This window comes from Streptomyces sp. NPDC057939 (assembly GCF_042887545.1).
GTDB lineage: Bacteria > Actinomycetota > Actinomycetes > Streptomycetales > Streptomycetaceae > Streptomyces.
Map to the genome: position 1 here is coordinate 128,638 of NZ_JBHVPG010000018.1, position 11,869 is coordinate 140,506.

At 73.7% G+C, this 11,869-nt stretch carries 9 protein-coding genes; 5 read left to right on the forward strand and 4 right to left on the reverse strand.

What is annotated here, in order from left to right:
• Positions 1 to 21: 21 nt before the first annotated feature.
• The 3 genes from ACFVS6_RS21100 to ACFVS6_RS21110 form a co-directional block, all read right to left on the reverse strand.
• The gene (locus ACFVS6_RS21100) at positions 22 to 1,542 is read right to left on the reverse strand and encodes an FAD-binding oxidoreductase (RefSeq protein WP_389705782.1); all 1,521 of its coding nucleotides are present in this window, start codon (positions 1,540 to 1,542) and stop codon (positions 22 to 24) included.
• Between the two features lie 75 nt (positions 1,543 to 1,617).
• The gene (locus ACFVS6_RS21105; RefSeq protein ID WP_389705783.1) at positions 1,618 to 2,295 is read right to left on the reverse strand and encodes a class I SAM-dependent methyltransferase; all 678 of its coding nucleotides are present in this window, start codon (positions 2,293 to 2,295) and stop codon (positions 1,618 to 1,620) included.
• 31 nt (positions 2,296 to 2,326) lie between these two features.
• Positions 2,327 to 3,832, reverse strand: a complete 1,506-nt coding sequence (locus ACFVS6_RS21110) for an IucA/IucC family protein (RefSeq protein WP_389705784.1) — start codon at positions 3,830 to 3,832, stop codon at positions 2,327 to 2,329.
• A gap of 221 nt (positions 3,833 to 4,053) precedes the next feature.
• On the opposite strand from ACFVS6_RS21110, the gene ACFVS6_RS21115 reads away from it, so the two are divergent.
• Positions 4,054 to 5,598: an IucA/IucC family protein gene (locus tag ACFVS6_RS21115; RefSeq protein WP_389705786.1), complete on the forward strand. Its 1,545-nt coding sequence runs from the start codon at positions 4,054 to 4,056 to the stop codon at positions 5,596 to 5,598.
• A gap of 135 nt (positions 5,599 to 5,733) precedes the next feature.
• Positions 5,734 to 6,525 carry a GntR family transcriptional regulator gene (locus ACFVS6_RS21120; protein ID WP_389705788.1) on the forward strand — a complete coding sequence of 264 codons (792 nt, stop codon included), beginning with the start codon at positions 5,734 to 5,736 and terminating at the stop codon, positions 6,523 to 6,525.
• Positions 6,526 to 6,845: 320 nt separating this feature from the next.
• Here ACFVS6_RS21120 and ACFVS6_RS21125 read toward each other — a convergent pair whose 3' ends face one another.
• On the reverse strand, positions 6,846 to 7,187 hold the full coding sequence (locus tag ACFVS6_RS21125) for a hypothetical protein (RefSeq protein ID WP_389705790.1): 342 nt from the start codon (positions 7,185 to 7,187) through the stop codon (positions 6,846 to 6,848).
• 250 nt (positions 7,188 to 7,437) lie between these two features.
• Here ACFVS6_RS21125 and ACFVS6_RS21130 point away from each other — a divergent pair, with 250 nt between their 5' ends.
• The 3 genes from ACFVS6_RS21130 to ACFVS6_RS21140 all read left to right on the forward strand — a co-directional run bounded on the left by ACFVS6_RS21130 (position 7,438) and on the right by ACFVS6_RS21140 (position 11,834).
• Positions 7,438 to 8,391 carry a SigB/SigF/SigG family RNA polymerase sigma factor gene (locus ACFVS6_RS21130; protein ID WP_389705792.1) on the forward strand — a complete coding sequence of 318 codons (954 nt, stop codon included), beginning with the start codon at positions 7,438 to 7,440 and terminating at the stop codon, positions 8,389 to 8,391.
• Between the two features lie 588 nt (positions 8,392 to 8,979).
• Positions 8,980 to 10,041 carry a glycine betaine/L-proline ABC transporter ATP-binding protein gene (locus ACFVS6_RS21135; RefSeq protein ID WP_389705801.1) on the forward strand — a complete coding sequence of 354 codons (1,062 nt, stop codon included), beginning with the start codon at positions 8,980 to 8,982 and terminating at the stop codon, positions 10,039 to 10,041.
• Entirely contained in the window at positions 10,041 to 11,834 is a 1,794-nt protein-coding gene (locus ACFVS6_RS21140; RefSeq protein WP_389705793.1) for an ABC transporter permease/substrate binding protein, read from the forward strand. Before ACFVS6_RS21135 ends, ACFVS6_RS21140 begins: the two co-directional genes overlap by 1 nt.
• Positions 11,835 to 11,869: the final 35 nt, after the last annotated feature.

The window sequence follows — 11,869 nt, forward strand, 5'->3', positions numbered from 1 at the left end:
CACTCCTGTTCGGGACGGGGGTCAGACGGCCTGGGGGAACCGGAACAGCCGGCCGGGGTCGTAGGAGCGCCGGACCTCTTCCAGCCGGGGGAGGTTCGGCCCGTAGTACGCCTCCCGCCAGCCCGTCAGCTTCGGGTCGGCGTAGTTCTGGTAGGCCCGGCCGGCCGCCCACGGGCGCAGGTCCTGCCAGAGCCCGTCGAGCCAGGCCCGGTGCGCGGCCACCTCGGTGGCGGAGGACGACTCGGGCCAGTACGCCAGGTACTGGGCGAGGAACGCGCTGTCGCGGTGCACGAACGCCGTCGCGTCGGCCCGCGTACGGTTCACGGCGCCACCGCACACCCCGTCGAACTGCACGACTCCGCGCCCGCCGCGCGGCACGGTCCGCCCGTACCGTCGGGCGGCGTCCAACACCGCGGCCACCGCACCCGCGGGCAGCCCGGGCGCACGCCAGAAGTCGGAGCGGGCGGCGTAGGAGTCCCGGCCCAGGCGGCCCCGTGGGTCCCGGCCGGGCAGGGTCCCCGGCAGTCGGCACTGGGCGGCGGTGCGGTCCAGGCAGCCCGCCATCGCCCGCAGGGTGTCCCCGTGACTCCGTACGACGATCCAGCTGTCCCGCGGGCTCCGGCCCACCAGGTCGGCGAGCCGGGTGAGCTGTCGCTCCAGCTCCGCGCGCCCGTCGAGGCAGACGACCCGGACGGCCGGGGCGGGCGCGGGGCCGGCCTCCAGGGTGAACTCCACCTGGCTCCAGAACGGATCGGGCAGCGCGTCGAGCCAGCGCTGCCACCCGTCGAGCACCGCCGCCGATCCGGCGGCGGGCCAGTGCAGTTCGGCGAACGCGGCGTCGGTGACCTGGTGCGTGCGGAACCGGAACTCGGTGACCACCCCGAAGTTCCCACCACCGCCCCCGCGCAGCGCCCAGAACAGCGACGGGTCGGTTCCGGCGTCGGTCTCCCGCACGACGCCGTCGGGCGTCACCACCCGGGCGCCGAGGAGCCGGTCGGAGGTGGTGCCGTGGGCGCGGGAGGACAGGCCCAGGCCACCACCGAGGGTGAGTCCGGCGATCCCGACGGAGGGGCACAGCCCGGCGGGAATGCCCAGGCCGTGCGCCGCGAGGGTCGCGTTCACCTCGGCGAGTCGGGCGCCCGCGCCGATCCGGACCTCGTCCCCCGTGAGGGTGATCCGGGCCGTGGCCCCGACGTCGATCACCAGTCCGCCGGCCACGGTCGACCACCCGGGGTAGCTGTGGCCGCCACCGCGCGGCACCACCGGGACGGCGGAGCGGCGGGCGAAGTCCAGGCAGGCGGCCACGTCACCGTCGTGGGCGGGGTAGGCCACGGCCGCCGGTGCGACGACGTCGTGTCGGGGCTGGAACAGCTGTCGCGCCTCGGCGTAGTCCCCGTCCCCCGGCAGGACCAGCCGGCCGTCCATCGCCCGGGCGAGAGCCCCGAAGTCGGGCGCCCGACCGGCGGCCCCGGCAGTGGCCCCGACCGTGGCCAGGACTGCGGCGGCCGCACCCGCGAGGACCCGGCGGCGTTGGAGGCTCATCCCTCCTTCCTGCCATCGCCAGGCCGGTTCGCCCCGAAGGCGGGCCCGCGAAGCCCCTATTGTCGCCCGAACGGCTTATCGGACCGGGGAGGCCTCCGGGGCGGTCGTGGGCTTGCGGAACAACAGGAAGGCCTGGGCCGCGTCCTCGTCGGCATCGGGTTCCCGCACGAGGCGGGCGACCTCCGTCAGCCCGGCTCCGGTCAACAGGCCGGCGATCAGGGCGGGCGGGGTCCGGTAGACGTCGAGGTCGACCGGACGGCCGTAGGCGTGTTCCAACCGGCGCCGTTCGTCACCGGCCTCGAAGGCGGTCAGCGCGTAGCCACCGGGGGCCAACACGCGCGCGAACTCCGCGAAGACCCCGGGCAGTTCCCCCGGCGGGGTGTGCACCGTCGCGTACCAGGCCAGCACCCCGCCCAGGACCCCGTCCGCGACGTCCAGCGCGGCCATCGGCCCCACCTCGAACCGCAACCCCGGATAGCTGCGACGGGCCACCGCCACCATCGCGGGCGACAGGTCCACTCCGAAGGCCCGCACGCCCAGCCCGTCCAGGTGGGCCGTCACCCGGCCCGGACCGCAACCCAGGTCGGCCACCGCCCCGCCCCGGCCGTCACCGCGCACGCATTCGGCGAACGCGCCCAGCATGGCCCGGTCCAACGGTTTGCCCGCCAGGGCCGGACCGAGGAGCCGGGCGTAGTCGACGGCGACGGCGTCGTAGGACGCCCGTACGGAATGGAGGTACGAGGTCTCTGTCATGCCCTGAACGTAGCCCGGCCGGCCCCGTGACTCACCCCCGATCGGACCCCGACCCGAAGCCGGCCGGAGGGTGCGGAAGCTCCGCCCACTGGTCGCCGGGCACGCCCGGGCTCAGCCGCATGAGGGTCAACGCCTTCACCGGCAGCGGCCCGGAGCGCAGCGCCTCGGCGTCGGCCCCGGGGGCGATCCCGTCGAGCGCGACGGCCAGGTCCTCGCCGAAGGCGGCCGCCGATCCCGCCGTCGAGGCGAGTGCCCCGGCGACCAGGGAACCGAAGAGCTTGCGCCGCAGCACGAGCTCGTCGTCCGTGACGAGCCGCCCGGACAAGGGCGGAACCGCCAGCCCGTGCCGGGCCAGCCGCTCCGGGCTGATCCGGATGTCGGCGAGGTCCCGGTAGACGAGGCGCAGCGGTTCCCCGGTGGGGGACAGGACCACGAGGAGGTTCTGGCCGTGCCCCTCCAGGGCCACCCCGAGGTCCAGGACCCGCAGGCACACCGAGAGCGCGAGCCGGGCGAACGCGGCCCGCCAGGCCGGGGACCGGGCCAGGGCGGTGCCCGCCAGCGCCGCGACCGGAACGACCCGCTCACCGGGACCCGCGTAAGCCTCCGGGGGTTCGCGGAGCACCGCCGCCAGGTCCGGGCTGTGCGCGGTGGCCGCGCCCAGCGTGCGGGTGATGTGCAGTCGGCCGTCGAGACGTGCGGTGAGGTCGTGGGCGAAGGCGGACACCACGGCCGCCGTCTCGATGGAGTAGCCCGAGATGTCCCGCACGGAGGAGGTGAGCCGGGTGCTCAGCGCCGTCTTGACGTGCGCGCCACCGTCGGCCGGGGCGAGCGTGCGCAGCGCCATCAGCGGATGCGCCGTGATGCCGGCCGCCGCGCCCGTGCCCCTGCCCGCCGCGTCCGGGCGGCCCTCGCCCTTCAGCACGTGCCGCGCCTGCCACGGGTGCACCGGCACGAGGATCCTCCCGCCGTCCCGCAGTTCCCCCGGCCACTCCCCGGTCACCAGGCACTCCTCGGCACGCACGGGGACCAGCCCGAGTTCGACCAGCGGCCGGTGTTCCGGGGCCCAGGCCAGCTGCTCGGCCACCGAGAACCCGGGCCTGGAACGGCAGTTGGGGTGGTACGGATGCCCGTCGACCACCCGCTGTTCCCACTGCCAGCCGGTCGTCGGCTCGTCCTGCGGCCCCTCCGGTCGGTTGGCCCGGGACAAGGCCATGGAGGCCGTGCTGTCGTCGAGTTCCGCGGCGAACGCGGCGCCGTGCGGTACGTCCAGCGCCTCGACCAGCCGCGCCGCCTGCCGGTGGACGCGCCCGTCCAGACGCAGCTCGCTCACGTAGGCGGCGGTCGCGTACGGGTCCGCCGGCGGCCCCTCCAGCCGGCGGCCGCCCGTCAGGCGCAGCGTCAGCGAGCCGTGGCCGTGCTCGCGGCCCACCACCCAGGGCAGTGGCTCGAAGGCCAAGGCCCGCCACAGCCGGGTGAGGACGGCCGCCCGCGCCCCGTCCAGCGCGGCCTCGTACGCGGAACCGAGTCCGGGGCGCACCCCGGTCAGGGCGACGGCGACGGCTTCCTCGGCCGGTGAGGCGGGGGTGCCCGACGGGGTGAACGAGCCCGAGGGGTCGGGTGAGCCGAGTGGGTCGGGGGTGTGCGTGCTGCGGTCCAGGGTTCCGTTCCTTTCGGATCGCTTTGCCTGATGATCATGTCATCATCGCCGATACTGAAGATCACGGTCGGTGGCCCCCGTGCGGGTCCCCGGCGCACCGGATGGACCGAATGGAACCAGTGGACCTCAACGCCGCCGCCGACGCATACGCCGCCACTCCGCTCCTGAACTGCCTGTTGCGGGAAGTGGCCGACGCAGAGGGCGGGGAGGTCCACCGGCTGCGCGGGACCGGTCGGCTGCTGCGCGTGCGCGGCGGGCGTCGCCCCACCGAACCGGAACTGGCCACCGAGAACGGCTGGCATCCGCTCACCCACACGGAACTGGTCAAGCTCACCTCCGAGGAACTGTTGCGGTACACGGGCGTCCCCAACGACGAGCTCCCGGGTGAGATCACCGACAGCAGGGACGCCGTCGCGGCGATCCTGGCCGCGCGTGCCGGAGCCGTCCCGCCCCGGGACCCGTACCTCCGTTCGGAACAGGCCCTGGTGATGGGGCATCCGCACCACCCCGCCCCCAAGGCCCGCGGCGGGGCGCCCGCCGCGGGGTGGCTGCCGTACGCGCCCGAGGCCCACGCCCGGTTCCCACTGGTCGTGCTGGGACTCCGCGAGGACCAGGTCGTCGAGGAGGGCGGCGAGGCCGCGGCCGACGCGATCGAGGCGCTCGTCGGGATCCTCGACGGCCCGCGCCCTCCCGCCGGCTACCGGGCGCTGCCCGCGCACCCCTGGCAACTCGACCTGATCGAGGAACGTCCGGCGGTGCGCGAGGCCTTCGCCGACGGCAGGCTGCTGCGGCTCGGTCCGACGGTGCTCCCGGTGTGGCCCACCGCTTCGATCCGGACCGTGCACGCGCCGGACCCGGGGGCGGACCTGTTCGCGAAGTTCAGCCTCGACGTGCGGATCACCAACGACGTGCGCCGGTTGTGGCGGCACGACCTGCTCAGGCTCCGGCGCGTCGACGCCGCCGTCGAGGCCGCCTTCGCCGAGACGCGTCCGCGCACCGGATCGAACGCCGTCTGGCTCCGCGACCTGGGGTACCGCACCGCCGGGTTCGCCTTCGAGGAACTCGCCGTCCTGGTCCGCGACGGCTTGCGCGGGGCGGTGGTCCCGGGCGCTACGCCGCTGCTGTCCGCCGCGCTCGCCGAGGGCTTCCCGGACGGGTCGCCGGCGGGCTCCGTCGAGCCGGACGTCTGGTGGCGGGCCTACCTGCGCCACGTGGTGCCTCCCGTGCTCGACCTGTTCGCCCGGCACGGGATCGTGCTGGAGGCCCACCTCCAGAACTGCCTCGTCGCCGTGGACGAGCGGGGCATGCCGGTGCAGGCCCTCTTCCGCGACGCCGAGGGGGTGAAACTCCGTCAGGACATGCCGCGCGAAGCGGCCTGGCAGCGGCTGGTGTACTGCCTGGTCGTCAACCATTTGGCCGAGATCGCGGGCGCCCTGGCGGCACGTCATCCGCGGCTCGCCGACGCGGTGTGGCCTGCGGTGCGCGAGGAGTTCCTGCGCTACGACGCCTCGTACGGGCTCCCCGAGATCGCCGCGCTGCTGACCGCCCCGGGGCTTCCGGCCAAGACGAACCTGCTGCTGAGATGGACCCGGGCCGACGGCGCCGACGCGCGCTACCTGCCGCTGCCCAACCCCCTGCGAGGCTGACGGGGACGGCGCCGCGGAGCGTGATTCGGCCAAGGTCCCGCCGGTCGGCGGCCCACCCGTACCGAAAGGTATAGACCAATGCTACGTTGGTCGGGCAGACCGCGAACTTCTTGACCACCCGTCAGAGGAGAAGCCATGCCCTCCCCCTCACGGGGCGGCGGCCCGGCCGCCACGCCCAAGTACCAGCGGATCGCCGCAGCGCTGCGCGACGAACTGGACCGCGCCGAACGGGACTCCGGCGGCGCCAGGCTGCCCTCCGAACGCAGCCTGGCCGCCCGCTACGGGGTCAATCGGCAGACCGTCCGCGCCGCCCTCCAGGAACTGCGCGCCGACGGGCTGATCGTGACCGGCCGTCGGGGAACCCGAGCGGCGGGCGCCGTGCCGCCGGCCCGCCGGCGGGAGCCCGCGACTCCCGCCGCCGGGCCGGCGTACGCCCCCGAGCGGCAAGCCCTTCCGGTGGGCCCGCCCACCCGCACCCGGCTCACCCTGGTCACGGTGCCGCCCTCGCTCGCCGCGCTGCTCGGCATGACCGGCGGCCAGCGAACGCTGGTCCACCACCACCGCACGTACGGCCCCGCCGGGGAGACGCTCCAGCACGCCGTCACCCACCTCTGCCCGCGCACGGTGGCCCGCACCCCGGAGCTGGCCGGCTACCTCGACCGGGAGGGCGCGCCCCGGGACGAGGACCTGCGGCCGCTGCACCGGTGGCTGGAGCAGGCGGCGGCGCGGGGTCGCTCGGCGGAGACCATCACCATGACCCGTACCAGCCCGCCGGCGGCCACGGCCGGCTCCTGCGGGTTGTCCGTACGTCGGACCCTGCACGACGCCACCGGCCGGCTGGTCGCCGTCACGGACCTGGCCTACCCCACCTGGGACCGCCTCACCTTCCACCGCGACCCGGCGGCGATCGGCTTCCGCGTCACGTGACCCGACGCGTCGTGCGCCCGACCGGCGGATCCGCCGGGGGTGGGGCGGCCCGTGTCGGCGAAGGGCGTCGGCTCGACGTCACGGGCTCCTGACCTCGACGAGGCTGGAGGTCGGACGATCTCCGGGAGCGGTCCGCGCGAAGCGGGGCCCGGAGACGGAGGTCAGGCCCACGGGTCCCGAGAGCCGCACCGGACTGTGGGCGGGTACCCGCGCGAACGACCGGGACGGGACCACCGGTCCGCCGTCTCCTGGACGTCCCGACGCGCACGAGGTTGACCGGCCCGTCCTACGACCCGGGCACGACGCGGCCCTGAAGCGCCCTATTCGGCGGCGCGGTCCGGCGTGGTGACGTGGGGGACGGGGACGTCCTGCGTGCCGGCGCCGGATTCCGCGTGGTCCATGGCGAGGAAGTCCAGCGCCTCGGGCTCGGCCCCGGGCCCGTCCTCCGGGGAGTCGGGGTGGCCGGGTGCGGAGGGGGCGCCGGTGAGCAGTGCCAGGAGGCCGGCCACCTGGACGCCCGCCTCCGCCGGGTGCTTGAAGACGGCGCCCGGGGAGATCTCGTAGCGGTTGCGCCGGCCGTCGCGCACGCGGCGCAGGTAGCCGTCCGTTTCCAGGTCGGCCACGATCGTCTGCACCGTGCGTTCCGTCAGTACGCACGTCACGGCGACATCCCTCAACCGAACGGCAGGGTCCCGGGCGATGGTCACCAGAACGCGGGCGTGATTCGTTAGGAATGTCCAGTTTTGTCGGCGCGTCATACTCCCCATGTGGTCATGATGCGCCATTTGATTCACGTGACGCAAGACGCGAAATAGTTTTCCGGTATTTCTTGACGTACGAGCCGAAGGGCGCAAACATCTACGGCAGTCAAGGTCCCGCGCCGCAAGCCGACAAGCCCAAGGAGCGAACCCCATGCCGGTACCCGCCCCCACCACCCATACCGCCGACACCGACACCCGCGCCGCCGCCGTGCCCGGCCCCCGCCGGAGCGCCGAGGTCGCCGCCCGCAGTGCGGGCCTGCCCCGGATCGACGAGCCCCGCGAAGTGGCCCCGTCGGACGCGAGGGAGCTGTCGAAGGCGTTCTTCAAGCGTCTCCGCGAGCTTTCCGAGGGCACGCCGGAGTACCAGTACGTCCGCAACACGCTCATCGAGATGAACGCCTCACTCGTCCAGTACGCCGTGCGCCGCTTCCGCGGCCGTGGTGACGGCGGGGACATCGAGGACATCGTCCAGGTCGGCACCATCGGACTCATCAAGGCCATCGACCGGTTCGACCCGGCCCGCGAGAACGAGTTCTCCACCCTCGCCATGCCGTACATCACCGGCGAGATCAAGCGGCACTTCCGTGACACCAGCTGGGCCGTCCGCGTGCCGCGCCGGCTCCAGGAGCTGCGCATAGACATCGCCAAGGCGAAGGAGGAGCTGACGGTCCGCCTGGACCGTTCGCCGACCGTCTCCGACCTGGCCGTCCACCTCGACCTCACGGACGAGGAGGTCGTGGAGGGCCTGGTGGCGGCCAACGGCCACACCAGCGGCTCCCTCGACGCCCCGCACTCCGAGCACGGCGACGGGCCCACCGAGGGCCACACCCTCGCCGACGTCATGGGCGAGGAGGAGCCCGCGATGGAACTCGTCGAGGACATCCAGACCCTGGCCCCGCTGCTCGAACGGCTCACCGACCGTGAGCGTCGGATGCTTCAGATGCGCTTCGGCGAGGAGCTCACGCAGGCCCAGATCGGCGCCGCCCTCGGCATTTCCCAGATGCAGGTCTCGCGGCTGCTGACCCGCCTCCTGGCCCACCTGCGGACTTCCATGCTGGAGGACCCCGACACGGCCGCGCACCCCGCCATCGCCGGCCGGGTCTGATACCGCACCACCGAGCCCCAACCGGGCGGGCGCGAGCCGGATCACCGGCCGCCCGCCCCGGCGGCATGTCCGGGCCCGGTCGGGCCTGTCCGACCGCCGCCGCCCATCGCCCGATCGGCCCTTCCGCGTCCGCCCATCGCCCGATCGGCCCCTCCGCGTCCGAACGCGACGCGGGCGCGAGCCCCGGGGCCGGTCGCCCGCCTGCCGAGCCGCGCCACCGCCCGCCCCAGCCGTCCGCGCGTGAGCCCGGTCACGATCCGCGGTCCACCAGCAGGTGAACCCCGTCACGATCCGCGAGCCACTCGCGCGTGAGCCCCGTCACGATCCACCGTCGCCCGCGAGTGAGCCCCGTCACCGGTCGCGCGCCGCCCGTTGCGTGAGCCCGGTCACCCACCCGCCGCCCGCCGCGTGAGGTGGATCACCTTCCCGTTTGCCCATGGTTCGCCCGGGCAAACGCGCGGCTGGAGCGGAACCAGGCGCTCCGGCCCGAGGGTCGGAGGCGTGGCGCACGCGGGCCGACCCCGTACCGCTCCCCGCACCGCCGGAGCCACCGGTGGCGGCGGATCCGGTACGACCCGCGAGGTGCATGTGTCAACGCTCCAGGCCGAACACGTCTACAAGGTGTTCGGAAGACACCCCGACGAGACCGCGGCAGCGGTCCGCGCGCTCGACCGCGGCGCAGACCGCGACGAACTGCGCGCAGAGGGGACGACGGCAGCCGTGATCGACGCCACCTTCAGCGTCGAGCCCGGCCAGATCTTCGTCGTCATGGGCCTGTCGGGATCCGGCAAGTCCACGCTGCTGCGCATGCTCAACGGACTGCTGGAGCCGACCGCGGGCCGCATCCTCTTCGACGGGGAGGACCTCACGGCCCTCTCGCCGAGCGAGCTCCGCCACGTGCGCTCCACCAAAATCAGCATGGTCTTCCAGCACTTCGCCCTGTTCCCCCACCGAGACGTCCTCGCCAACGCCGCCTACGGACTGGAGGTCCAGGGCGTCCCCCGGGCCGAGCGCGAACGGCGCGCCGCCGAGGCGCTGGCGCTGTGCGGGCTCGGCGGCTGGGAGACGTCCTGGCCCGACGAGCTGTCCGGCGGCATGCAGCAGCGCGTGGGCCTGGCCCGCGCCCTGGCCACCGACGCCGACCTGCTCCTGATGGACGAGTCGTTCAGCGCCCTCGACCCGCTGATCCGCCGCGACATGCAGGACCAGCTCCTCGAACTCCAGCAGCGACTGAAGAAGACCATCGTCTTCATCACCCACGACCTGAACGAGGCCATGCGGCTCGGCGACGGCATCGCCGTCATGCGCGACGGCCGGATCGTCCAGCAGGGCACGGCCGAGGACATCCTCACCCGACCCGCCGACGAGTACGTCGCCTCCTTCATCCAGGACGTCGACCGCTCCCGCGTCCTGACCGCCGACGCCGTCATGGACGAGGCCCCCGCCGGCGCGGACGCCTGCGACTGCCCCACCGTGACCGCGGGCACCCCGCTCGCCGACCTCTGCGCCGTCAGTGCCCGGGTCCCGCACCCGGTCGCCGTCACCGGCGCGGACGGCTCCGTCGTCGGCACCGTGCCCCAGGACCGCCTCATCGCCTTCATGGGCGACGAACAACGGCCCCCGCTGGCCTGCACGGAGGTGGCCGCCTGATGCCCCGTCTGAACCTCGGCTCGTGGGTCGACAGCGGGGTCGACTGGCTGCAGAGCCACCTCTCGTGGCTGTTCGACGCCATCAGCTCGCTCGTCACCGGCCTCTACGACGGCATCGACGCCGTCCTGTCCGCACCGGCCCCGCTGCTGTTCGCGGGCATCCTCGCCGTCGCCGCCTGGTGGCTGCGCGGGCTGCTCGCCGGACTGCTCGCCTTCGTCGGCTTCGCGCTCGTCGACTCGCTGGGCCTGTGGGACGACGCCATGTCCACGCTGTCCCTGGTCCTCGTCGCGACCCTGGTCACGCTGGCCTTCGCGGTTCCGCTCGGCATCTGGGCGTCCCGCTCCGACCGGGTCAGCGCCGTGCTGCGGCCCGTCCTGGACTTCATGCAGACCATGCCGGCGATGGTGTACCTGATCCCGGGCATCATCTTCTTCGGCGTGGGCGTCGTCCCCGGCATCATCGCGACGATCATCTTCTCGCTGCCGCCCGGCGTACGGATGACCGAGCTCGGCATCCGCCAGGTGGACGCGGAACTCGTCGAGGCCGCCGACGCCTTCGGCACCACCCCGCGCGACACCCTCGTACGGGTCCAGCTCCCGCTGGCGCTGCCCACGATCATGGCGGGCGTCAACCAGGTCATCATGCTCGGCCTGTCCATGGTCGTCATCGCCGGCATGGTCGGCGGCGGAGGCCTCGGCGGCGCCGTCTACCGCGCCATCGGCAACGTCGACATCGGCCTCGGCTTCGAGGCCGGCCTCTCCATCGTCATCCTCGCCATGTACCTGGACCGGATGACCGGAGCGCTCGGCCGGCAGGTGTCCCCGCTCGGCCGCCGCGCCCTGGCCCGCGCCCGGGCCGCCGCGACCGGCGCCTCGAAGCTGTGGAACCACCGCCCGCAGCCGGCCTACGCGGTCACCGCCGCCGTGGTCCTCGCCCTCGTCGCCGGCGGGCTGAGCACCTTCGGCGGCTCCACGACCGAGGACGGCCCCGAGGGCGCCGCCGACATCGGCAAGGGCCGCAAGGTCTCCCTCGGCTACATCCCCTGGGACGAGGGCATCGCCTCCACCTTCCTGTGGAAGGAACTGCTGGAGCAGCGGGGCTTCAAGGTCGACGCCCGCCAGCTGGAGGCCGGCGCGCTCTACACCGGCCTCGCCGGCGGCCAGATCGACTTCCAGACCGACTCCTGGCTGCCGGTCACCCACGCCTCCTACATGGAGAAGTACGGGAACAAGCTGGAGGACCTCGGATCCTGGTACGGCCCGACCTCGCTGGAGCTGTCCGTCCCCTCGTACATGAAGGACGTCCGCTCCCTCGCCGACCTCAAGGGCAAGTCCGCCCAGTTCAAGGGCCGCATCATCGGCATCGAGCCGAGCGCCGGCGCCATGGGCATCCTCAAGGACAAGGTCCTGAAGGAGTACGGGCTGGAGGGCGAGTACCAGGTCGTCGACGGCTCCACCCCCGGCATGCTCGCCGAGCTGAAGCGGGCCTACGACAAGAAGGAACCCGTCGTGGCCGTGCTCTGGTCCCCGCACTGGGCCTACTCCTCGTACGAGCTGACCAAGCTGGAGGACCCCAAGGGCGTCTGGGGCAAGGGCGACGGCATCCACACCCTCGCCCGCAAGGGCTTCGCCGCGGACGAGCCCGAGATCGCCCGGTGGCTGCGCTCCTTCAAGCTCACCGAGGAACAGCTCACCGGCCTGGAGGCGAAGATCCAGGAGACCGGCAAGGGCAAGGAACAGCAGGCGGTCCGCGCCTGGCTGAAGGACCACCCGGAGATCGCCGCACTCAAGTGAACTACGCGGGCGCCGGCGCGCGGGGACCGTAACGT